This window comes from Streptacidiphilus neutrinimicus, assembly GCF_000787815.1.
GTDB lineage: Bacteria > Actinomycetota > Actinomycetes > Streptomycetales > Streptomycetaceae > Streptacidiphilus > Streptacidiphilus neutrinimicus.
In genome coordinates, this window is record NZ_BBPO01000030.1 from 29756 (window position 1) to 53637 (window position 23882).

Sequence of the window (23882 nt, forward strand, 5' to 3'; positions counted from 1 at the left end):
GGCGCGCTCGTCGGAGCGGTCATGAAGGCGACGCGCGGCCAGGCCGACGCCGCCCGCGTCAAGGAGCTGATCTTCGAGAAGCTCGGCGTCACGCCGGAGTAGGCGTCGACGCGCGCCGCGGTGAGCCGCGGTAAGGCGTCTTAGCCCGTACGGACCGCCGCCTTCGAGTACTTAGGAGTGCTCGGGGCGGCGGTCCTGCGTTTCTAAGGACCCGGGGCCCTTCAAGATCAGGCAAGCGCCCGATGCCGCGCATCCCCCTGGCAGAGGAGATTGGACGTCGTCAGGAAGAGAAACCCGGACGACCCATCCACAGGGGGAACGAAGATGTTCGAGTACCAGCTGATCGTCGCCCGCACCGACGAGCTCATCGCCAAGGCCGAGCACCAGCGCCTGGTCCGCGAGGTCCAGCGCGCGAACAAGGCCCGGAAGGCGGGTGAACGCCGGGACGCCGCGAGGAGCGGGCGGCCTGCCCGCCGCTTCCTCCACGCGACCGCCCGATGACGCCTTAATCCGTGCTGACCAGCGGGGTTGTGTGCGATGCTGCCGAACGTGGAGCGGATATCAGTCAGTCCCGTGTTCATCGGACGCGGATCCCAGATGGCCGCCCTCACTGACGCGCTGGAGCGCGCCGACGGGGGACAGCCACAGGTCCTGCTCATCGGGGGAGAGGCAGGCGTCGGTAAGTCCCGCCTGCTGGAGGAGTTCCAGGCCGCGGCCGAGGCACGGGGGTCCACGGCCGTGGTCGGGAACTGCCTCGAGGTGGGCGCGGAGGGGCTGCCCTACGCGCCCTTCGCCACGATCCTGCGGCGGCTGCACCGAGCTCTTGGGAGCGAGCTCGGCGCGGCCGCCGTCGGACGTGAGAGCAGCCTGGCCCGGCTGCTGCCGGACATGGGCGAGGCGCCGCCCGAGGCGCATGACGAGTACGCGCGAGCCCGTCTCTTCGAGCACACCGCGCAGCTCTTCGAGCAGCTGACGGCCGAGCGGACGCTCGTCCTCGCCGTCGAGGACCTGCACTGGTCGGACCGCTCCACCCGGGAGCTGTTCGCCTACCTGATCCGCACCCTGCACCGGGCCCGGCTGGTGCTGCTCGCCACCTACCGCAGCGACGACCTGCACCGCCGCCACCCCGTCCGGCCCTACCTCGCCGAACTGGAGCGGCTGCGCACCGTCCAGCGGCTGGAGCTGCCGCGGCTCGGCCGCCGCGAGGTGGGACGCCAGCTGACCGGCATCCTCAGCCCGTCCCGGCCCAGCCCGGAGCTGGTCGGCCAGATCTTCAAGCGGTCCGAGGGCAACCCGTTCTTCGTGGAGGAGCTCGCCGTCGCCTCCCAGCAGGGCTGTCGCACCGGCCTGACCGAGACGCTGCGCGACCTGCTGCTGGTGCGCATCGAGGCGCTGCCCGAGCCCACCCAGACGATGCTGCGCATCCTCGCCCAGGGCGGCTCCCGCGTCGAGCACGGCCTGCTGGCCGCCGTCGTCGAGGCGACCGGCACGCTCGACGAGGACGAGCTGATCGACGCGCTGCGCACCGCCGTCGGCGCCAACATCATCCAGCAGACCTCCGACGGCGACGGCTACCGCTTCCGGCACGCGCTGGTCCGCGAGGCCGTCTCCGACGACCTGATGCCGGGCGAGGTCACCCGCGCCAACCGCCGCTACGCCATGGTGCTGGAGTCCGACCCGTCGCTCGTCTCCAGCGACCAGCGCGCGTCCCGCCTGGCCGGGTACTGGTACTGCGCCAACGACCCCGCGCGCGCCATGCCCGCCGTCCTCAACGCCGGGCGTGAGGCCCGCCGCCGCAACGCCTTCTCCGAGCAGCTGCGGATGCTGGACCGCGCCCTGGAGCTGTGGGAGGACGTCCCCGCGGAGATCCGCGACACGCTGCGCGACTACGACCACGCCGACGAGAGCTATCCGGCGTGCGCCTGCGAGGGCGACTGCACCTGCGACGGGGACTGCGTGGCGATCCAGCTCGTCGACCTGCTCGCCGAGGCCACCGTCGCCGCCCGCCTCAGCGGCGAGACCGACCGGGGCCTGCGCTACACCAAGCGCGCGCTGCGCCTGATCGACGAGAAGAAGACCCCGGAGCGCGCCGCCTGGTTCATCCTCGCCCGCGCCCGGGCGCTGCGCTACGACGTCGGCGCGGCGACCCTCCCCGATATGGAGCACGCGCTCGCGCTCCTGGAGGGCCGCGAGCCCTCGGCGGTCCTGGCCGAGCTGTTGCACCGTCAGGCGTGCGACGGGATGCTGGGCATCCCGCGCCGCGAGGACCTCGACATCGCCCGGCGCGCCGTCACGATCGCCGAGCAGGTCGGCGCCACGTCGCTCCAACTGCACGCCCAGCTGACGCTGGGCATGCTGCACTGCGCCTACGGCGAGCTCGACGAGGGCGCGGCCCTGCTCGCGGAGATCCTCGAACGGGCGGAGGCGATCGGCGACGTGGATCTGCTCAGCCGCGTCTACACCAACCTCTCCAGCCATCACGAGCTGCAGGGCCGCTCCCGCGAGGCCGCGGAGGTGGCCCGCACGGGTCTGGCCATGATCCGTGCCAACGGGATGACCGGCTACTCGGGCACGATCATCCTCGGCAACCTCGCCGAACCGCTGATCTCGCTCGGCGAGCTGGACGAGGCCGAACGACTGCTCGCGGAGGAACCGGACTGGGCGGGTCAGCGCGCCCACCGCGACTTCATGCACCGGCTCCGTGGCGAGATCGCGCTGCTGCGCGGCGACGTCTCCGGCGCGGCGGAGTACCTCGCCGAGAGCAGACGCGTGGGGCTGGTGTGGCAGCCGCAGAAGTACGTCCCGACGGCGCTGCTGGCGATGCGGATCGCCGCCGCGCAGGGCAGGTACGCCGAGGCGCGGGCGGAGCTCGTCGCCGTCCTGGACGGCGACCGCCCCGAGGGCCACGACCGCAGTTGGTGGGCGCTGCTCGCCGCGGGCGCGGCGGTGGAGGCGGACGCCCGCTACCTGCCGACGATGGCCGCCGGCCGCGCGGAGGTCCTCGCCCGCATCCGCGGGACGGCGGCCGGCCTCACCGCCGAACTCCCCCTGTACGCCGGTTGGCGGGCCGTCCTCGACGCCGAACTCGCCCGCGCCGAGGGCACGGTGACGACGGCGCACTGGCGTCGGGCGGCCGACGCGCTCTCCGTCCTGGAGTGCCCCTTCCCGCGCGGCCTCGCGCTCTTCCGCCTCGCGGAGTCCCTCGCGGCGGCGGGCGAGCGGGCGGAGGCGGGGCAGGTCGCGGCCCAGGCCGAGGAGCTCGCCCGCCGCCAGGGCAACCAGCTCCTGCTCGACGACCTCCGCGCGCTGACGGGCCGCGCTCGCCTGACCCCGACGGCGGCCCAGCCGCCGCAGGAGGAAACCTTCCACCTCACCCCGCGCGAGCGGGACGTTCTCAAGCTTTTGGCCCTGGGGCGTACCAACCGCCAGATCGCGGAGGAGCTTTTCATCTCCCCGAAGACGGCGAGCGTGCACGTCTCCAACATCCTCGCCAAGCTCGACGTCACCGGCCGCGGCGAGGCCGCCGCGGTGGCCTACCGCCTGCGCCTGATCCCGGCGAGCTGAGCCGCACGCCGCTCAGCGGCCAGGGCCTCGCCTCGCTGCGCGGGATCCCGCACTTCGCCCGCCTGCAGGACCGGGTGCCGGTGAGTCGCGTTCCCGCCTGCCGCACCGCACCGACAGGTCCGCTGTCCGGCATGGCGGGGGGACGTGGTTAAGGTCGGGGCATGAGTGCTCGCTATCTGCTCCCCTACGCCCCCGACGCCATCGGCGGGCTGCCCGTCGGGCTCGACGTCCTCGTGTGGGACGGGGACGGGCCGGTGCCGTCCGACGAGGAGCTGCGGGGAGTGGAGTTCTTCTGCCTGCCGTACATGCGGCACCCCGTCGCGGTCACGGTGATCCCGCGCCTGCCGTCGCTGAAGGTGGTGCAGACCCTGACCGCCGGTATGGACGACGTGCTGCCGTACGTGCCGGAGGGCGTCGTGGCCTGCAACGCGCGCGGGCTGCACGACGCGAGCACCGCGGAGCTCGCGGTGACGCTGGTCCTCGCTTCGCTGCGTGGGATCCCGCACTTCACCCGGCTGCAGGACCAGGGGCGCTGGAGCCAGGAGTTCCACGAGTCGCTCGCCGACAAGACGGTGCTCATCCTCGGTTACGGCTCGATCGGCCGCGCGCTCGCCGCGCGTCTGGAGCCGTTCGAGTGCGACGTCGTGCGGGTCGCGCGTCGTGCGCGCCCCGAGGAGGAGGTGCACGGCGCGCAGGAGTTGGCGGCCCTGCTCCCGACCGCCGACGTCGTCGTCCTGTTGACGCCGCTCACCCCTGAGAGCCGTCACCTCGTCGACGCGGGGTTCCTCTCCCGGATGAAGGACGGCGCCCTGCTGGTGAACGTCGCGCGCGGCCCCGTGGTCGACACCGAGGCGCTGCTGAAGGAGCTCGGCGCGCAGCGCCTGCGCGCCGCGCTCGACGTGACGGACCCGGAGCCGCTGCCCGCCGACCACCCGCTCTGGCACGCCCCCGGCGTGCTGATCACCCCTCACGTGGGCGGACCCAGCAGCGCGTTCCTGCCCCGGGCCAAGCGCACGCTGCGCGAGCAGATCCGGCGGTACGAGAACGGGGAGCCGCTCGCCAACCGGAGCTGACGCTCGAGCGGCGCTCGTGCGCCCCCGGCGTGCGCCCAGGCCACCCCCTTCCTGCGCAGCAGCACCGCCCGGATTCCCTCGAATCGGGTACAGCTACCTCGACAGTGGCCATTACTCTGAGTTGAGTGTGCATGTCTCTGAGTGACGACTGTGGTGTAGGTTCCCGACCGGGAGACCCGGTACGGAGTTGTCCGCCCCGCTGGTCCGATCGCACCCGGGGCCGGAGGGGGATTGCCCATGCTGAGCACTGAGCTGACCACCGAGCTGAGCACCGACGCACCGCTGCTGCCCGGCCAGTCCCGCCGCGGCGGGCCCTGGGCGGCCGAGGAGCACGGCCGGTCCGCCGCCTCGCCCTTCGCCTACGGCGAGGGCGAGGGTGAGCAGGAGGAGCTGGAGCACCCCGACGACCTCGTCGGGGGGCCGTCCCAGGACGGCGCGGCCCGGGACGCGCACGCACCCGAGCCACTGCGGCTCTCGCAGGCCGCCGCCCGGCTGCCGCGGATACTCGCGATGCTGGTCTGCCTGCTCTACCTCGCGGGCGCGGCGTACGGCTGGGGCTCACCGGCGGTTGCGGACTTCATGGGCGACTTCGGCCTGGCCGGGGCCGCGCTGACCGCCTCGCTGTCCTGCTTCGGCTACGGGCGGCTCGCCGGGGGGCGACATCGCAAGGCCTGGGTCTGCTTCGGACTGAGCTCGCTCATGGTCGCTCTCGGCAACGGCATCTGGGGCTGGTACGAGTGCGTGCTCCGCCAGTCGCTGCCGTCACCCTCGATCGCCGACTACGTCTTTCTCTTCTTCGCCCCGCCCGCCATCCTCGGGCTGCTGATGCTCTCCAACCGGCCCCGCAATGCCGCCGGCTGGCTCTGCCTGGCACTCGACGGATGGCTGATCGCCGGCTCGCTGCTGACGCTGAGCTGGTCCCTCGCCCTGGGCCGGACGGCGGCGGGCGACCAGCACAGCCCGCTGCGCCTGACGGTCGGGCTCGCCTATCCGCTGCTGGACATCCTGCTCATCAGCATGGTCCTGGGCCTGCGCTTCCGCCGTCAGGACGGCAACCGGGCGGCGGCGCACACGGCGGTGGTGGGGCTGGCCGTGACGGTGGTCTGTGACGCGGTCTTCACCAGCCAGTCCTTCAAGGACGCCTACCACTCGGGCCAACTGCTCGACGCGGGCTGGTTCTGCGGCTCCATGCTGCTGGCCTGGGCCCCTTGGGCGGGGGGCGGCCGCGCGCTCACCCGTGAGTCCGTGCGGCGGCCGCGCGTGGCCTCCACCTTCAGCGCGCTGACCCCCTACGCCGCCACCGGCGTCTGCACCATCGCGCTGCTCTACAACGCGCTCGGGCAGCACCACCTGGACCGGTTCGTGCTGATCATCAGCTGCACCGTCGTCATCGCGCTGATCCTGCGTCAGGGCGTGATGCTGCTGGACAACCTGGCGCTGGCCCAGCGGCTCAGCCACCAGGAGCGGCACTTCCGCTCACTGGTGCAGGGCTCCAGCGACGTCATCATGATCGCCGACCCGGACGGCGTGCTGCGCTACGTCAGCCCGGCTGCCGCCGGCGTCTACGGGCGCCCGGCGGAGGAGCTGGTCGGCACCAGGCTGCCGGACATGGTGCACCCGGACGACCTCGGCCACGTGCTGTGGGAGGTGCAGCGCTATCTCGCCAAGGCGCCCGCCCACGGACCGGCGGCCGAGTCGACCGCCCGGATCGAGTGCCGGGTGCGCTCGGGCGCGGGGGAGTGGCTGGACGTGGAGTCCACCGTCAACCGCTACCGCGACGGGCTGATCTTCAACTGCCGCGACATCTCCGAACGCGTCCGCCTTCAGGCGCAGTTGGAGTACAACGCGTTCCACGACGCGCTGACCGGGCTGCCCAACCGGGCCCTGTTCCTCAAACGCGCCCGGGACGCGCTCACCCCCCGGGCCGAGAGGCGTCCGGACGTCGCGGTGCTCTTCGTCGACCTCGACGGCTTCAAGGCCGTCAACGACACCGCCGGGCACCAGGTCGGCGACGAACTGCTGGTGCTGGCCGCGAAACGGCTGCGCGAGTCCGTGCGCGAGGGCGACACGGTCGCCCGCCTCGGCGGCGACGAGTTCGCGGTGCTGCTCGTGGGCGAGGTCGACCGGGAGCAGGCCTTCGGCATCGCCGAGCGGCTGCGCCTCGCCGTCTCCGCGCCCTACCCCCTCGGCAACGAGGAGCACGCCGTCGCCGCCAGCATCGGCATCGCCTTCGCCGAGCCGACCGTGGGCCCCGAGGGCGCGGCCGACCTGCTGCGCAGCGCGGACCTGGCCATGTACCAGGCCAAGAAGCGCGGCAAGGACCGCGTCCACGAGTACTCGCCCGAGCTGCGCACGGAACTGCGCCGCCGCACCGAGCTGGACCAGCGGCTGCGCACCGCCGTGCGCGAGGGCGAGTTCACCCTCGTCCACCAGCCGATCGTGGACCTGCGCAGCGGCCGGGTCAGCGGCCTGGCGGCGCAGGCCAGGTGGCGCTCCGCGCAGGGGCTGCTGCTCACCCCGGCCGAGTTCCTGCACGCGGCGGGCGGCGGGGAGCGGGCGCTGCGGCTGTCCCGCTGGATGGTCGAGCAGGCCGTCGAGCAGGCCGCCGAACGCGGCGGCGGGCTGCCGGTGACGGTCCGGCTCTCGCCGCGCGCGCTGACGGCCCCGGGGGTGGTGGAGACCGCGGAGACGGTGCTCCGCCGCACCCGCCTGCCCGGTGGCCGGCTGCTCGTCGAGCTGGGCGACAGCGGCCCCGGGTCCGTGGACGGCCGCGGCCACGGCGTCGACGAGCTGGTGCAGCGGCTCGGCCGGCTCAAACAGTTGGGCGTCGGCCTCGTCCTGGACGGGCTCGGCGGCGGCGCGACCCCGCTCAGCGAGCTGCGCCGGCTGCCGGTGGACGCGCTCAAGCTGGAACGCGGCGTCGTGGACGGCCTGCTCGACTCCGCCTTCCTGCGCACCCTCGCTTCGTCCGTCCTGCGGATCGGCCACGAGCTCGGCCTGGAGACCGTCGCCGACGGCGTGGACCGCGTCGAGCAGGCCCGCATCCTGCGGGATCTCGGCTGCTCACGAGGCCAGGGCCTGCACTTCGCGCCGCCGATGCGGGAGGATGAACTGAAGGCACTGCTCCTGGCGGATACCAGGACGTCCGAGGAAGATCCCGAATGATGAGACACGGATCGAGTGGGCTTGACACCCCCCGGGGCGTCGGAGGATGGTCGTCAGCATGCGCACCCGAATTCTCGTACTTGGCGGGCGCGTCGGCTGAGCCGGGAGTCAACTCCCGAGCTGACCTGGCCGACGCGCTACCCCTCGCATGCCCACACGGGCACGAGGGGTTTTTTGTTGCCGTGAGGCAGTCAGCGCAGCGCGCTCAGCGTGAACCGCCCTAGAGATCCCCTCCGAGAAGTCCGAGCAGCCGAGAAGGAACAGCAGATGACCGAGCAGGCAGCAGCGCCCGTCCCGCACCACGCGGGCCCCGAACCGATGACCGGTGCCCAGTCGCTCATCCGCTCCCTCGAGGCGGTCGGCGCGGACACCGTCTTCGGCATCCCCGGCGGCGCGATCCTCCCGGCCTACGACCCGCTGATGGACTCGACCCGGGTGCGTCACATCCTGGTCCGCCACGAGCAGGGCGCGGGACACGCGGCGACCGGCTACGCGCAGGCCACCGGCAAGGTCGGCGTCTGTATGGCGACCTCCGGTCCGGGTGCGACCAACCTGGTGACGCCGCTGGCGGACGCGTACATGGACTCCGTCCCGGTGGTCGCGATCACCGGCCAGGTCTCCTCCAAGGCGATCGGCACCGACGCCTTCCAGGAGGCGGACATCTGCGGCATCACGATGCCGATCACCAAGCACAACTTCCTGGTCACCGACGCGGACGAGATCCCGCGCGTGATCGCGGAGGCGTTCCACATCGCGAGCACCGGACGTCCGGGCCCGGTCCTGGTCGACATCGCCAAGGACGCGCTGCAGGCGCGGACCACGTTCCGCTGGCCGGTCGAGCCCCAGCTGCCCGGCTACCGCCCGGTGACCAAGCCGCACGCCAAGCAGATCCGCGAGGCCGCGCGTCTGCTGGCCGCCTCCCGGCGTCCCGTGCTGTACGTCGGCGGCGGCGTGCTGAAGGCCGGGGCCACGGCCGAGCTGCGCATCCTGGCCGAGCTGACCGGCGCCCCGGTCGTCACCACGCTGATGGCGCTGGGCGCCTTCCCCGACAGCCACGACCAGCACCTGGGCATGCCCGGCATGCACGGCTCGGTCGCCGCGGTCACCGCGCTGCAGAAGGCGGACCTGCTGTTCGCCCTGGGCACCCGCTTCGACGACCGCGTCACCGGCAAGCTGGACACCTTCGCCCCGAACGCCAAGGTCGTCCACGCCGACATCGACCCGGCCGAGATCGGCAAGAACCGCGCGGCCGACGTCCCGATCGTGGGCGACGCCCGCGAGATCATCGCGGATCTCATCGTCGCGGTCCAGCAGGAGCAGGCCGCCGGCCAGACGGCGGGCGACCGTCGCTTCGACTACGGCCAGTGGTGGGAGCAGCTCAACGCCTGGCGCAAGACCTACCCGGTGGGCTACGAGGCAGCCCCGGAGGGCATGCTCAGCCCGCAGCAGGTCATCGAGCGGATCGGCCAGAAGGTCGGCTCCGACGCGATCTACGCCGCTGGCGTCGGTCAGCACCAGATGTGGGCTTCCCAGTTCATCTCCTTCGAGAAGCCCGCCACCTGGCTGAACTCCGGCGGCGCCGGGACCATGGGTTACGCGGTCCCGGCCGCGATGGGCGCGAAGGCCGGCTGCCCCGACACGCAGGTCTGGGCGATCGACGGCGACGGCTGCTTCCAGATGACCAACCAGGAGCTGGTCACCTGCGCGCTGAACAACATCCCGATCAAGGTCGCGATCATCAACAACGGCTCGCTGGGCATGGTCCGCCAGTGGCAGACCCTCTTCTACAACCAGCGCTACTCCAACACCGTCCTGCACGACGGCCCGGAGAACGACGGCAGGGGCCCCGCCGCGGGCACCCGCATCCCGGACTTCGTGAAGCTGTCCGAGGCCATGGGCTGCCACGCGCTGCGCTGTGAGCGCCCCGAGGACCTGGACGCGGTGATCGAGAAGGCGATGTCGCTCAACGACGCGCCGGTCGTCATCGACTTCATCGTCCACCAGGACGCGATGGTCTGGCCGATGGTCCCGGCCGGTGTCAGCAACGACGAGATCCTGGCCGCGCGCGACGTCCGTCCGGACTTCGGCGACGAGAACGACTGAGACGAAGGGGCCCTCGAAAGCCATGTCCAAGCACACCCTCTCCGTCCTGGTCGAGAACAAGCCGGGCGTCCTCGCCCGGATCGCCGCTCTGTTCTCGCGTCGCGGCTTCAACATCGACTCCCTGGCCGTCGGCCCGACCGAGCACCCGGACATCTCCCGCATGACGATCGTCGTCAACGTGGAGGACCTCCCGCTGGAGCAGGTCACCAAGCAGCTGAACAAGCTGGTCAACGTCATAAAGATCGTCGAGCTGGACCCGGTCGCGGCGGTCCGCCGCGAGCTGATGCTGGTCAAGGTCCGCGCGGACGCGGAGACCCGCGGCCAGGTCACCGAGATCGTCCAGCTCTTCCGCGCGAAGACGGTCGACGTCTCCCCGGACGCGGTGACGATCGAGGCCACGGGCAGCAGCGACAAGCTCGAGGCCATGCTGAAGATGCTGGAGCCGTACGGCATCAAGGAGCTCGTCCAGTCCGGCATGGTCGCCATCGGCAGGGGAGCACGGTCGATTACCGACAGGTCGCTCCGCGCTGTCGAGCGGTCCGCCTGAGCCGCGCGCCCCTGATTTTCCCCGCGTGAGACGCTAATCTCACGCTTTGAGACATCCACCGTCCGTGCAGGTGATCGCGCGTACGGTGTCCACAAGGAATCCATCCCGCAAGGAGAAGCCAGCGATGGCCGAGCTGTTCTACGACGACGACGCCGATCTGTCCATCATCCAGGGCCGCAAGGTCGCCATCCTCGGCTACGGCAGCCAGGGTCACGCGCACGCGCTCTCCCTGCGCGACTCCGGTGTCGACGTCCGCGTCGGCCTGCTGCCGGAGTCCAAGTCCCGTGCCAAGGCCGAGGAGCAGGGGCTGCGCGTGGTCACCCCCGCCGAGGCCGCCGCCGAAGCCGACGTGATCATGATCCTGGTGCCGGACCCGATCCAGGCCGACGTCTACAAGGAGGTCGTGGAGCCGAACCTGAAGGCCGGCGACGCCCTCTTCTTCGGTCACGGCCTGAACATCCGCTTCGGCTTCATCAAGCCCCCGGCCGACGTCGACGTCTGCATGGTCGCCCCGAAGGGCCCGGGCCACCTGGTCCGCCGCCAGTACGAGGAGGGCCGCGGCGTCCCGTGCATCGTGGCCGTCGAGCAGGACGCCACCGGCAAGGGCCTGGAGCTCGCGCTCTCCTACGCCAAGGGCATCGGCGGCACCCGCGCCGGCGTCATCAAGACCACCTTCACCGAGGAGACGGAGACCGACCTCTTCGGCGAGCAGGCCGTGCTCTGCGGTGGCACCGCCGCCCTGGTCAAGGCCGGCTTCGAGACCCTGGTCGAGGCGGGCTACCAGCCCGAGATCGCCTACTTCGAGTGCCTCCACGAGCTGAAGCTGATCGTCGACCTCATGTACGAGGGCGGCCTGGAGAAGATGCGCTGGTCCGTCTCCGAGACGGCCGAGTGGGGCGACTACGTCACCGGCCCGCGCATCATCACCGACCAGACCAAGGCCGAGATGAAGAAGGTCCTCGGCGAGATCCAGGACGGCACCTTCGCCAACACCTGGATCGCCGAGTACAAGGCGGGTCTGCCGAAGTACAACGAGTACAAGAACGCGGACAGCGAGCACCTGCTGGAGACCACCGGCAAGAAGCTGCGCAAGCTGATGAGCTGGGTGGACGAGGAGGCGTAAGCGCTCTCGTCAGCAGTGAACCGGGGGTGGCCGAGCGGTCGAGCGGCCACCCCCGCGGCATTACAGCATTCCTGTAGGGATCGTTTGTACGGTCCGTACCATCCCCGGCGGGTGATTCTTCCGCAGGGGCGCTCGGCGGAAGCACCTCCGCCGATAGACTCAATCTGCGCGTCAGGCTCACAGCGTCGTGCGTCTCCAACGCGGCATGCCACCGTCCCCTCCATGCCGTCCAAGCAACGCGGGTGCGCCCCCATTCGCACGGCTTCGGGGAGAACCGGACAGTAAGGACAAACTGTCGTGAGCAGCAAGCCTGTAGTTCTCATCGCTGAAGAGCTGTCTCCTGCCACCGTCGACGCGCTCGGGCCGGACTTCGAGATCCGCCACTGCGACGGGGCCAACCGCGCCGAGCTCCTTCCCGCCCTCGCGGACGTGGACGCGATCCTGATCCGCTCCGCCACCAAGGTGGACGCGGAGGCGATCGCCGCCGCGCGCAAGCTCAAGGTCGTCGCCCGCGCCGGCGTCGGTCTCGACAACGTGGACGTCCCCTCCGCCACCAAGGCGGGCGTGATGGTCGTCAACGCGCCGACCTCCAACATCGTCACCGCCGCCGAACTCGCCTGCGGCCTGCTGCTTTCGACGGCCCGTCACATCCCGGCCGCCAACGCCGCGCTGAAGGGCGGTGAGTGGAAGCGCAGCAAGTACACCGGGGTGGAGCTGGCCGAGAAGACCCTCGGCGTCGTCGGCCTCGGCCGCATCGGCGTGCTGGTCGCGCAGCGCATGTCCGCATTCGGCATGAAGATCGTCGCCTACGACCCCTACATCCAGGCCGCGCGCGCCGCGCAGATGGGCGTCAAGCTCGTCTCGCTGGACGAGCTGCTGGAGGTCGCCGACTTCATCACCGTCCACCTGCCGAAGACCCCGGAGACCATCGGTCTGATCGGCGACGAGGCGCTGCACAAGGTCAAGCCGACCGTCCGCATCGTCAACGCCGCGCGGGGCGGCATCGTCGACGAGGAGGCGCTGGCCGCCGCGCTCAAGGAGGGCCGGGTCGCCGGCGCGGGCCTGGACGTCTTCGTCAAGGAGCCCTGCACCGACTCGCCGCTCTTCGGCTTCGACAACGTCGTGGCCACCCCGCACCTGGGCGCCTCCACCGACGAGGCGCAGGAGAAGGCGGGCATCTCCGTCGCCCGCAGCGTCCGCCTCGCCCTCGCGGGCGAGCTGGTGCCGGACGCCGTGAACGTCCAGGGCGGCGTCATCGCCGAGGACGTCCGTCCGGGCCTGCCGCTGGCCGAGAAGCTCGGCCGCATCTTCACCGCGCTGGCCGGCGAGGTCGCCGTCCGCCTGGACGTCGAGGTGCGCGGCGAGATCACCCAGCACGACGTGAAGGTGCTGGAGCTGTCCGCCCTCAAGGGCGTCTTCGAGGACGTCGTCGCGGAGACGGTCTCCTACGTCAACGCCCCGCTGTTCGCGCAGGAGCGCGGCCTCGAGGTCCGCCTCACCACGCTGAGCGAGAGCCCCGAGTACCGCAACGTCATCACGGTCCGCGGCACCCTGACCGACGGCCGCGAGATCTCGGTGGCGGGCACGCTCACCGGTCCGAAGCGCCAGCAGAAGATCGTCGGCGTGAACGAGTTCGACGTGGACGTCGCCCTCACCGACTTCATGGGCTTCTTCCGCTACGAGGACCGCCCGGGCGTCGTCGGCACCCTCGGCAAGCTCCTCGGCGACGCCGGCATCAACATCGCCGGCATGCAGGTCTCCCGCGACGAGGAGGGCGGCGACGCGCTCGTCTCCCTGACGGTCGACAGCGAGATCCCGCAGGGCCTGCTGAACGAGATCGCCGCGGAGATCGGCGCGAAGTTCGCGCGCAGCGTCAACCTGTCCGCGTAACGCACAGGGGCGCGGGGCTGCGCGACGAGCCCAGTCCCGCGCCGCTCAGTCGTGGCCGCCGACCCACGTGTCGAGCCACTCGTTCAGCGGCTTCGTCGCCTTCAGGAAGCCGACCACGCGGGTCTTGGCCTCGGCCGTCCCCAGCCACGGCTCGACCGGCCACTGTCGCCACGCCACCATGCTCTTGTTGCGCAGCAGTTCGATCCGCGGGTGGTCCTTGGGATAGCCGCGCGGTGCGCTCCTGAGGCGGCCGTGGGACATGATCTCGATGTCCGCCTTCGTCAGTTTCGCGATGGCCGACTCCAGCGCCCTGCCCGACTTCTCCTCGGCCGCGGCCTCGCGGAAGCGCGCCAACTGGTCGGTGGACATCAGGTAGCAGCCGCTGCCCGCGCCCAGGCCGTCGGCCGAGAACTGGACGTAGCCGCCGTTCTCCAGCACCGCGCCGATGTGGGTCTTGTAGGGCGACTTGTCCGCCGAGAAACGGATGTCGCGGTTGGGGCGGAAGATCTTCGCCTCGCCGAAGCGCGGCGCGAGCTCCTCCAGCAGGGCCTCCATCGGCTCGCGCACGCAGCGCTCGTAGACGTCCTTGTGGGACGTCCAGTAGTCCCTGCTGTTCTCCGCCTCCAAGCCCTCGTAGAACTCGAGCGCCTCGGCCGGCCAACCCTGGAAGCTCATGGTCAGAGCCTAGTGGCCGCAGGGGGTCAGGGCAGCGTGCGCAGCGTGCCCGGGTGGTGTCCGTCTCGGATAGTAGGAATTCCAAGTATCCGTGCAGACAGCGCAGACGCGTTGTCGTAACGTGAAATGCATGCAGTCGGATGGTCTGCCGTATCCACGGCCATGTCCGGCTCGGCCCCAGCGCAGGAGACCCCTGTCCGGCCCGTCATATCGCATCCCGGACCGTACTCACTCCCCAGGAGTCTCCCCATGCACGCCATTAAGACGCGTACCCGTCGTACCCCCGCCACCGCCCAGACCCGCGCTCAGGCGGCCGCCGCGCTGCAGCGGGCGCTGGACCGCCGTGACAACGGCGGCTCCACCGGACACGAGCTGCACGCCGACGCCGCGGCCGCTAGCTGACGCGGTCCCTGGCCGGCGCCCCCTGGTGGGGAACACCCCGGGGGGCGGGGGCGACTTCGAGCGACCCGGGCATCCGGGCCGACCACCACTTGCGGACCGGCTCCTCGACCAGCGTGTAGAGGAGCCAGGCGCAGAAGGTGCCGATCGCGGCGGTCACCAGCATGATCCACACGTTGCCGTTGCTGGCCGGCTGCCACAGGTGCAGGTCGTACATGGCCTGGATCACCTGCTGGTGGACCAGGTAGAAGCAGTACGACCAGGCGCCGAGCAGCACCAGCGGGCGCCAGTGCAGCAGCCCCTTCCGTCCGTCGAGCTCACGCTGGACGAACGCGCAGATGAGCAGCACGGAGAAGACCGCGACCGTCTGCCGGACCGTCGCCTCCACCTGGATGCCGTAGCGGCCGTAGGGGCCCACCGCGTGGAGGTCGTACACGGGGATGTAGGCGGCGAACAGGACCAGGACCACGGCCGGGTGGAGCCGCATCCGCCAGCCGCGGCGCAGCGCGAACGCGAACGCCATGCCCAGGGCGAACTCCGGCAGGTAGACCACCGGCGTGCGCATCAGCCACGACTCCATGGACGGGCGCAGGGTGTACAGCGCCCACACGTCCAGCAGCCACATGGCCACGAAGCCGCCGAAGGCGACGAGCATGAGCGTCCTGGTGCGCAGCCGCTCGAAGAGCCGGTAGGCGAACGGGAACAGCAGGTAGAACAGCAGCTCGACGCTGAGCGTCCAGGTCACCGGGTTGCCCGGCAGGGAGGGGTTCACCCCCGGGAACCAGCTCTGCACCAGGAACAGCGAGGAGACGGTCGACCAGAGATTGGTGTGGTCCGTGCCCCAGCCGATCTTGTAGAAGAGCAGCATCGCGGGGATCGTCGCGACCAGGTGCGCGGGCCAGATGCGGCCCGCGCGGCGCCAGTAGTAGCCGCCGAGGCTCTGCCGCCCCGGCCGCCAACTCCAGGTGAGCAGGAAGCCCGACAGCACGAAGAAGAACGTGACGCCGTGCGCCCCGATCAGGGTCCAGGGGTACAGCAGCGGCACCCTGGCGACGCCTCCGTGCCGGTCGAAGCCGTTGAAGTGGTGCATGAAGACCGCGAACGCAGCGAAGAACCGCAGGCTCGTCAGGGCGTCGAGCCGCACTGCTCCGCTGTTGGGCCCTCCGGTGAAACGGACCAGGCGTCGGGAGGGGCGTGAGGTCTGCACCCGGAGACGATATCCCGGAATCTGGTGTTCACCTTGCGGTCGTTTCCACTATGAGACGATTTGCCGTTCAACTCATATGTGGACCCCACCTACGGGGTCGTGCGCACCAGCAGCTGGACCTCGACGCGCGACAGGCGGTACGTCTGCTCGACCCTGTAGTGCTGCCGCAGCGCCTCGACCTGGGCGTCGAACGGAGCGGTGGGCCGGTAGTTCGAGGTCTGCCGGACGACCCAGACCCGGTCGGGGGCGCTGGCCACGCAGGCGGTCGGACGGGCGCAGTACGTCGGTACGTAGGTGCCGTTGCGCTGGGGCGTGCGGGAGACGAAGAACTGGTCGAGCGTCTTCAGGTGCGTGCCCAGGTAGTAGTCCACCCCGAGGTCGATCATGTCGCCCCGGTAGGCCACGTACACCAGGCCGTCCCCGGGCCGGGCGTGCGCCACGACAGCCTCGGCGGCCCCCTGGTAGGAGAAGTACCGGTCCAGCGGCCTGAGCGGATAGCTGATCCACTCGTGGGACGCGTAGGTCCGCAGTTCGCGCTGGTCGTGAAGGGTGGTCGCGGCGGTGAGGGCCAGCCCGCCGGCTGTCAGCAGTGCCACCAGCGGCTTCCCCCCGCGTCCGAGCGGCGCGAACCGCGCGGGCAGCCGGCGGACGGCCGGCCGCGCGCCCGCGACCAGGCCCGCGCCGGCGAGCACCGCCCAGCAGGGCAGGGTGAAGAGCAGATAGCGGGCCAGGAAGTAGGAGGTGCCGAACTCCGACACCACCACGACGGCGAGCACCGGCAGGACGGCGCCCGCGACGGCGGTCCCCCGGGCCGGGCCACGGCCTCGTGCCAGGCACAACGCGGCCGGCACGAGGAGCCCGAGCACCAGCGCCCCGACGGACGAGCCGACCAGCGCCTCGCCCAGATCGCCGAAGGTGGACCAGGGCCGGGCGAGGTCGGGGTGGTGGACCCAGTACAGCTGCTTGCCGACCTGGGAGTGGCTGAGCAGCAGCAGCGGGGACAAGGCCGCGGCCACACAGGCCACGGTGGCGGCGAAGGCGGCCACCGGGCGCCACGACCGGTGCCGGCGTGCGTGGAGCAGCACCGCGGCCCCGTGCCCCAGCAGAGCGGTGAGCGCGACCAGGTGGGCGGCGCCGGCCAGCGCCGCAGCGACCCCGTACAGCGCCCACCGGGCTACCCCGGGCCGCTCCAGCGCGCGGAGCAGGAGCAGCAGCGCCACCGCCGCGGCCATCACGACGAGCGCGTACGCGCGCGCCTCCTGCCCGTACCGCGAGACGGTCGGCATCAGGGCGAAGAGCAGGCCACCGGCCAGGCCCGCGGCGTCGCCGAAGAGCCGGCGGCCGACGCAGGCGACGGCACCCGCGGCCACCGTCATGAACAGCGCCGAGGGCAGCCGCATCGCGACGGCGGACAGACCGAAGACCTGGGTCCAGGCGTGCAGCACCAGGTAGTACGCGCCGGTCGAGGCGTCCACGTTGCCGAGCAGGTGCAGCAGCTCCGGGAGGGGGCGGCTGACACCGCTCCACGTCGCGTTCTCGTCCCGCCACAGCTGCGGCCGGCCGATGTCCCACACGGTCAGCAGGAGCATCAGCCCGGCGGGCCACACCCACACCGGTAGGGCCCGCAGACGCCGGGCGACGCCCCGCTCCCCGGACCGCTCGGCGCGCGGGCCCGGCGCGGCGGGTGAAGCGGTGTCGACGATCTGCTCGGTCACGCCGTCCTCGTGAGGATCTTGCGCGACAGGACGAAGGTGAACGGGATCGCCGCGACCGCCGCCACCAGCGGGGCGATCTTGTCGTTCATCCCGACGCCGCTCACCAGGATCACCGTGCCGACGCTCGTGATCACGTAGTTGGTCACGTTGGTCAGCGGGAACCGGACGAACTTCCCCCAGGTGGGCCGCGTCCGGTAGGTGAAGTAGGTGTTCATGAAGAACGACCCGACCATGCTGACCACGAAGGCGAGGGTGTAGGCCAGGAAGTACGGCATGTGCGGGTGCAGCAGCAGGTAGGACGCGTAGAAGGTGGCCGTGTTCACGCCGCCGACCATGCCGAACTTGACGATCTGCCACAGGTCCTTGCGGCCGACCCGGGGTCGGGCCGCGGCGGCCTGCTCCGAGGTCTGCGGGCCCGGTGTGCTCACTTCCGTCACCGCCGGTCCAGCCGATCTCCCGCACGCTCCTTGACGAGGTAGTGCGGTCGCCGCTTGGTCTCGTAGTAGATGCGGCCGATGTACTCGCCGACCAGGCCGATCATGGCCATCTGCAGGCCGCCGAGGCCGACGATGGCCACGATCAGGGTGACGTAGCCGGGCGCGGTGATGCCGTTGACGATCGCCAGAACGGTGATCACCGCAGCGTACGCGACAGCCAGGGCGCTCAGCAGCAGGCCCATGTGGATACCGAGGCGCAGCGGGCGGTTGTTGAAGGAGATCAGACCGTCGAGCGCGTAGTTCAGCAGCGAGCTGAAGCGCCACTTGGTCTCGCCCGCCTCGCGGCTGGCGTTGCGGTAGTCGAAGGTCGCGGTGTCGAAGCCGATCCAGGAGAACAGGCCCTTGGAGAAGCGGTTGTACTCCTGCAGCGACAGCAGGGCGTCCACGGCCTGGCGCGACAGCAGCCGGAAGTCGCCCACGCCGTCGGTCAGCTCGACGTCGACCACCCGGTTGATCAGGCGGTAGTACGCCTTGCTGAACAGCGTCCGGACGAACTTGTCGCCCTCGCGGGTGCGGCGGGCGATGACCTGGTCGTGGCCGAGCTGGTAGAGCTCGAGCATCTTCGGGATCAGCTCCGGCGGGTGCTGCAGGTCGGCGTCCATCAGCACGACCGCGTCGCCGGTGGCCTCCTTGAGGCCGGCCAGCATGCCCGCCTCCTTGCCGAAGTTGCGGCTGAAGGAGACGTACTTGGTGGTCTCCGGGTTGTCCTTGGCGAGCCCGCGCAGCTGGTGCAGGGTCCCGTCGCGGCTGCCGTCGTCGACGTAGCAGAGCTCGTACTCGAGGGGGAGCTCGTCCAGGACCTCACGGATCCTGGTGTCGAAGAGCTGGAGGACAGCTTCCTCGTTGTAGCAGGGGACGACGATCGACAGTCTCATGTGGCGATTCCGGGTCTCATCAAGCGCGGGGACGGAACAGCGGGGAGCGGCGGCGGACCCAGACGGAGCCGGGCTGTGCGAGCAGTCCGATCAGGCCGATTCCGGTGCCGAGAGCACCGGCCTTGAGTCCGGGTGGAGTGTACGCGCAGGACAGCGCACTCGCACCGGAGGGGCCCAGCGGGATGCCGAACAGCCCATCGTAGTCGACCGGTCTGAGCCCAGGTCCGCCGTCGACCGTGCAGGTCCAGCCGGTGCGGACGGTGGAGGCGAGCACCGCGTAGCCGATGCTGCCGTGCGGGAGCCGGGCCGAGAAGGCGTGCCCGGAGATCTCCAGGGAGGTCGGCCCGCCCGCCTTCTGCGCGGCGACCGCCGCGTCCAGTGCGGCGAGGTCCAGGCAGCCCACCTGGCCGGGGGAGAGGGTCTGCCGGCCCGTCGCGCGGAGCCGTACGGCGATCCGGCCGTCGGCGCCGATCCGGCCGAAGTCCGTCAGCCCGTAGCTGGTCAGCGGGTAGGAGCCGAGCAGCCGCCGGGAGGTGCCGTTCACCGTGACGGTGCCGCCGACGAAGCCGCCGTCGACGTACACCTCGGAGCCCGCCGGGCAGCTCGCGGTGAACTCCGTCCCCGGGCGCGCCGCGGCCGGCCCGGGCACGACCGCCCCCGGCGCGACCCAGACGTCGCCGCCGAGCAGGTCGTTCTGCCGCTGGAAGGCCGAGGTGGCCCGCGCCCCGGCGGGGGCGGCGCGGTGCAGCGTCAGCAGCGGCGAGGCTTTCTGGTGGCGCTGGACGAAGCCGGCCGGTCGGCCGGGAGCGGCCTCCAGGTACGAGGTGACACCGAAGACGGCACGGGTGGCGGGATCGTTCGGGCCGTACACGTGCCGGCCCGCCATCGTGTACATCAGGCCGAGCCGGCCCGTCGCGGTGGCCGTCTCGGCCGGGACGTAGCTGCTGTAGTAGTCGCCGCCCTGGCCGTCGAGCAGCTCCGAGTCGTTGTCGGCGAAGCCGTGCGGGCCGGGGTCGGTCCGGGAGGCGGGCCAGTGGGCCGTCGCGGCGAGCGCGGCCACGGCCCTCCTGGTCTGCGCGTCCACGGTCACGTGGGGTGCGAAGAAGGGACGCAGGTTGCGGAGGGTGTCGAGGGCGTAGACCTGGACCACGCCGCCCGCGAAGACCGTCAGGGCCAGGGCCACGCCGACCGCGCGGACGGCCCGGGGGCGGCCGTGCGTCCGGCGCAGCGCCGCGATTGCCACGACCGACAGCGGGCCGCCCACCGCCACGGTCGGGAGCAGGTAGGAAAGGACGCCGGGCTGGCGGGAGGCGCAGAAACAGGCGCAGACGACGATCGCCACCAGCAGCCCGGCGCCGCCGAGCAGCTCCCGCAGCGCCGGTCGGCGGCTGATGGCCAGCCACGCGACCGTGACCTGCATCGCACTGAAGACGAACACCTCACGGAAGAGGCTGCCGTTCGGCAGCGCGCCGCCCTGCCACAGGATCAGCGTCGGCTCGAAGACCATGCTGGCCCAGGTCACCGCGAGCAGGAGCATCCAGGCGACCCGCTCGCGCCCCGGCACTCCGCGCATGAAGGGGAAGGTGAGACAGAGCAGCAGCGCCGTCACCCCGACCGCGCTGTCCGGCCCGGCGAACCGGTACCGGACCGCCGGGAGCAGCCAGGCGACCTGTTGGAGGAAGCCCGGCAACGGCACCGGCGCCGGGGGCATCGGCGCCGCCAGCCGGCTGGCCCGGTAGGAGACCAACAGCACCGGCGCCGCCAGGGCCACCCCGACCGCGACGACCGCCGCCGCGCGCAGCAGCGAGAGCAGCCCCCGCCGCAGGCCCTCGTCCCGCAGGCAGACGCGGACCACCGCGATCAGCCCGGCGGCGAGGGTGGCCATCGCGGCCGTGTAGAAGTCGCCGAACCAGGAGACCGCGACCAGCAACGAGCCGAGCACCCAGCGACGGCCGGTGAGGGCCCAGTCCACCGCGATCCCGATCAGTGGCAGGGAGACCAGGCCCCAGGACCACATGGGGTCCGGGGATGCCTCGTTGACGGCCCAGGAGCAGAGCCCGAAGCCGACGGCGAGCAGCGCCCGCAGCCACGGCGAACCGGGCCGTACCCGGCCCAGCCAGTGCGTCATCAGGCCGGTGCCCAGGCCGATGCCCAGCAGCGCGGTCAGGAACACCGGCAGGTTCACCGCGTCGCGCGGGAACAGCACGGTGAGCCAGGAGAAGGGGTCGGCCAGATAGGTGAGGAAGTCCCCGAGATAGGGGACGCCGAAGCCGCTGTTCCAGTTGTAGAAGAGGTCGCCCCCGCCCTTGCCGTGGGCGAGGTCCCACAGGTGTGCGTGGAAGGGGACGAACTGGTTGCCGAGGTCGTTGATGGCCCGGCCCCGCGGACCGAAGGGGTAGGTGCCGCGCAGGGCCGTCGCGACGCAGTACGCGCCCATCGCGAGCAGGGCAGCGACCAGCCCGGCCCGCAGTTCCCGCCCGGCCGGCAGGACGGTCGGTCGCGCGGTCGCGGACGCCTCGCGCGGCGACGCCGGTGCGGCGTCGTGGACGGCGCAGGACACTCTTTCCAACTCCCTACCCCTGACCCGCGGCGTTCCCGTCCGCCGTCAGTTCGTACGACTCGACTTCGCTCCCGGCCGGTCGCCGACGACCCGCCAGGAGCCCAGCGCGGCACCCGCGGTGGCCGTGGCGGCGCGCGCCACCACCAGGCGTCCGTCGGGGCCGAGCGTCAGCGCGACGACGTGTCCGGCCCCGTCCTCGACCAGGCTGGGGGAGTGCACGTGGAACGGGCCGCCGTGCTCCCACGCGGTCGGCAGCCCGGGGGCCGTCGCGGCGGCCACGCCGCCGTCGTCGTCGCGCGCGGCCAGGACCAGGCCCGGTGCGGCGGCTCCGGACTGGGCGAGGGCGGCGATCCGGCCGTAACCCCCGACGGTCTCGGGGGTTTCGTCGATCTGCCAGCTCTTCGCGCCGGGCTTCAGGTCGGTGACCAGGACCCGGCCGCTGACCGGCTCGCGGTAGACCAGGCGGACGGTGCCGTCCCGCAGCGTCACGGCCGTGACGGCGTCGCAGGAGCCGGGCAGACCGGTGGGGGTGCCGGGCCGCAGCGGCGTGCCGGGGCCCTGGGTGGACCACTGGACCAGCGCCTTGGGCGAGCCGGCGAACACGTGCACGGCGCCGTCGGGGGTCGCGGTCACGCCCAGCCCGTCCAGGACGCCGACGTAGCCCTTGGACGCCAGTCCGGCGGGGAGGGCGGCGGTGACCCAGTCGCTCCAGGCGCCGCCCGGGGGCTGTTGCCGTGAGCTGACCGATCCGGACCAGTCGCGGACCACCAGGTTCAACGCTCCGCTGTGGTCCAGCACCACCGCGGGGAAGCCCATCTCCAGCGACTTCTGCGGGTCGTCCCCGGGAGTGCCCAGGCTCTGCCACGGGCCGAAGGCCGCAGGCGCGCCCTTGGCGGGGGTTCCCTGCTGCACGCAGGTCACTACCTCGCGTCGCTGGCGCTGCAGGCCGGTGTCGAAACTCGTGCGGATGGCGAACAGGGCGACCAGGCCGTTGGCCTGCTGCACGGCCGAGATCTGTCCGGCGAGGCCGTTCCCGCTGTCCGTGGCGTCGACGGCGACCGGGCCGGTCCAGTCGCCCGAGCCGGAGTCGCGCTCCACCCACTGCACGGCCTGCCCGTTCAGGACCGCGAAGGCCGCGAGCCGCCCGTCGCCGAGCCTGACCGCCCAGTCGGTGGAGCCCGGGGCGGTGGTGCGGATGCTGCGGGACCAGCCGTTGCGCGCACCCAGCGGGCCGACCTTGAGGTCGCCGCAGCCGGCGGGGTCGCCGCAGTCGCGGTTGTCGCCCCAGGCGTACGTGTTGAGCAGCGCCTGCTTGGTGCGCAGGATGACGGGGCCGAGGTTCGCCGGAAGGTTGGCGTTGACGTACCCGCGGTAGGACTCCACGCTGCACTCGCGCGGGTTGCGAGCGGAGGCCCAGTAGGTCTGCAGCGCCTGGTGCGCGAAGAGCGCCGAGTAGGTGTGGTCCTGGTGGTCCAGGTAGAGCGGCACGCGCAGCGCGGGCGCGGGCAGCCGGTTGCCGCCGCCGAAGTTCCTGGGCTGCGTCGGGATGTGGATCGGATTCGGGTCCAGGGTCCGTACGACCGTCGGGTTCCAGCGCTGGTAGAGCGCGACCAGGGAGTCGATCACGTTCTGCCGGGTATAGGCGTAGCTGGAGCGGACCGGGCTCTCGGTCGGCACCAGGGTCGGCAGCGTGTCCTCTGCGCCCAGCCACAGGCCCCGCAGGCTGACCGGGTTGGCCATGGCCACGGAGCGGGCCTCCCGCAGCTCCATCCAGACCAGTTGGACGTGGGGATGGTCGCGCAGCGTGTTCAGCTCCACCTGGAAGCCGGGTATCAGCTCGTCGGCGGTGATGTCCCAGGGAGCGTCCCAACGGCCGGTCGCCATCTGGGCGTGGGCCGCACGCAGGCCGTTCATCCGGGCACGGACGAAGTCGGGCCGGCTGTACCGGTACTTCCCGCCGTGGTGGAACTTGGTGTGAGACAGGTTCAGGCCGTCGGACTCGCCGCCGGTGAGACAGACCGTCACGGAGTCAGCCCCGCCCGCCACCGCCTTCCTGATCGAGAGCATCAGGTCGGGGTTGTGGAAGTAGAGCCCGTCGTCGGCGTGCGCGATGACATGGACGTAGGAGAGCCCGGTGGTGACCGCGTCGACGCTGGTCGAACGGCCGACCTCGGCGTCCTGCCGACCGCCCGCTCCGGCTCCGTCGGGCAGCAGCTCCCAAACCCCGGCCGCCGCCAGGCCGGTGACGGCCACGCCGCCCCCGAGCGCGAGGACGCGGCGTCGGGTGAGCGGGACCGCGGAGCGGAAGTTCATCATCGGAGCGAGGGCTTTCTGCCTGTCGGCACATCTGACGTTCATCGCGGCGGAGGCCGCTGCGGCACGATACGGCAGCCGTGCAAGAACACACGGTAAGAGCGTGTTCCCCCGCCCCTTCCCCCGCGTTCACCCAGAGGACGCGAGGCGGGGGCGGTTCGGTTCCGCGCCGTTTC

The 23882-nt window shown here is 71.6% G+C and carries 17 protein-coding genes; 10 read left to right on the forward strand and 7 right to left on the reverse strand.

Annotation, left to right across the window (positions count from 1 at the left end; translation table 11 throughout):
- The 9 genes from TR48_RS46610 to serA all read left to right on the forward strand — a co-directional run.
- On the forward strand, nucleotides 1-102 hold a 102-nt coding region (locus TR48_RS46610; protein WP_152628060.1), incomplete at its 5' end, for a hypothetical protein.
- Nucleotides 103-324: 222 nt separating this feature from the next.
- Nucleotides 325-501 carry a hypothetical protein gene (locus tag TR48_RS44400; RefSeq protein ID WP_170183545.1) on the forward strand — a complete coding sequence of 59 codons (177 nt, stop codon included), beginning with the start codon at nucleotides 325-327 and terminating at the stop codon, nucleotides 499-501.
- A 36-nt stretch (nucleotides 502-537) separates the two neighbouring features.
- Entirely contained in the window at nucleotides 538-3564 is a 3027-nt protein-coding gene (locus TR48_RS19995) for a helix-turn-helix transcriptional regulator (RefSeq protein WP_084729574.1), read from the forward strand.
- A 161-nt stretch (nucleotides 3565-3725) separates the two neighbouring features.
- Entirely contained in the window at nucleotides 3726-4637 is a 912-nt protein-coding gene (locus TR48_RS20000; protein WP_042369288.1) for a 2-hydroxyacid dehydrogenase, read from the forward strand.
- Between the two features lie 237 nt (nucleotides 4638-4874).
- The gene (locus TR48_RS20005; RefSeq protein WP_052442805.1) at nucleotides 4875-7802 is read left to right on the forward strand and encodes a putative bifunctional diguanylate cyclase/phosphodiesterase; all 2928 of its coding nucleotides are present in this window, start codon (nucleotides 4875-4877) and stop codon (nucleotides 7800-7802) included.
- 210 nt (nucleotides 7803-8012) lie between these two features.
- Nucleotides 8013-9905, forward strand: a complete 1893-nt coding sequence (locus TR48_RS20010) for an acetolactate synthase large subunit (protein WP_268873587.1) — start codon at nucleotides 8013-8015, stop codon at nucleotides 9903-9905.
- Nucleotides 9906-9927: 22 nt separating this feature from the next.
- Nucleotides 9928-10452 carry an acetolactate synthase small subunit gene (gene ilvN / locus TR48_RS20015; RefSeq protein WP_042369292.1) on the forward strand — a complete coding sequence of 175 codons (525 nt, stop codon included), beginning with the start codon at nucleotides 9928-9930 and terminating at the stop codon, nucleotides 10450-10452.
- 124 nt (nucleotides 10453-10576) lie between these two features.
- Entirely contained in the window at nucleotides 10577-11575 is a 999-nt protein-coding gene (ilvC, locus tag TR48_RS20020; RefSeq protein WP_042369294.1) for a ketol-acid reductoisomerase, read from the forward strand.
- 297 nt (nucleotides 11576-11872) lie between these two features.
- On the forward strand, nucleotides 11873-13465 hold the full coding sequence (serA, locus tag TR48_RS20025) for a phosphoglycerate dehydrogenase (RefSeq protein WP_042369296.1): 1593 nt from the start codon (nucleotides 11873-11875) through the stop codon (nucleotides 13463-13465).
- Between the two features lie 45 nt (nucleotides 13466-13510).
- Here serA and TR48_RS20030 read toward each other — a convergent pair whose 3' ends face one another.
- Nucleotides 13511-14140 (reverse strand): DUF2461 domain-containing protein, encoded by a 630-nt coding sequence (locus TR48_RS20030; RefSeq protein ID WP_042369298.1) that lies wholly within the window; start codon nucleotides 14138-14140, stop codon nucleotides 13511-13513.
- A 249-nt stretch (nucleotides 14141-14389) separates the two neighbouring features.
- Between TR48_RS20030 and TR48_RS44405 the strand changes: the two genes are divergently transcribed.
- Entirely contained in the window at nucleotides 14390-14542 is a 153-nt protein-coding gene (locus TR48_RS44405; protein WP_170183546.1) for a hypothetical protein, read from the forward strand.
- Here the strand turns inward: TR48_RS44405 and TR48_RS20035 are convergent.
- The 6 genes from TR48_RS20035 to TR48_RS20060 all read right to left on the reverse strand — a co-directional run bounded on the left by TR48_RS20035 (nucleotide 14535) and on the right by TR48_RS20060 (nucleotide 23706).
- Nucleotides 14535-15746, reverse strand: coding sequence for an acyltransferase family protein (locus TR48_RS20035; protein ID WP_152628058.1), 1212 nt, complete (start codon nucleotides 15744-15746; stop codon nucleotides 14535-14537). The two genes, TR48_RS44405 and TR48_RS20035, sit on opposite strands and share 8 nt — an antisense overlap.
- 89 nt (nucleotides 15747-15835) lie before the next feature.
- The gene (locus TR48_RS20040) at nucleotides 15836-17461 is read right to left on the reverse strand and encodes a glycosyltransferase family 39 protein (protein WP_052442807.1); all 1626 of its coding nucleotides are present in this window, start codon (nucleotides 17459-17461) and stop codon (nucleotides 15836-15838) included.
- On the reverse strand, nucleotides 17458-17796 hold the full coding sequence (locus tag TR48_RS20045; RefSeq protein ID WP_042369343.1) for a GtrA family protein: 339 nt from the start codon (nucleotides 17794-17796) through the stop codon (nucleotides 17458-17460). Before TR48_RS20045 ends, TR48_RS20040 begins: the two co-directional genes overlap by 4 nt.
- Before the next feature lie 98 nt (nucleotides 17797-17894).
- Entirely contained in the window at nucleotides 17895-18833 is a 939-nt protein-coding gene (locus TR48_RS20050) for a glycosyltransferase family 2 protein (RefSeq protein ID WP_042369300.1), read from the reverse strand.
- Between the two features lie 19 nt (nucleotides 18834-18852).
- Complete coding sequence (locus TR48_RS20055) at nucleotides 18853-21393, reverse strand: YfhO family protein (RefSeq protein ID WP_052442808.1); 2541 nt, start codon at nucleotides 21391-21393, stop codon at nucleotides 18853-18855.
- A 45-nt stretch (nucleotides 21394-21438) separates the two neighbouring features.
- A complete protein-coding gene (locus TR48_RS20060; protein ID WP_042369346.1) occupies nucleotides 21439-23706 on the reverse strand; it encodes a PLL family lectin in 2268 nt (755 codons plus the stop codon).
- Between the last annotated feature and the right edge of the window lie 176 nt (nucleotides 23707-23882).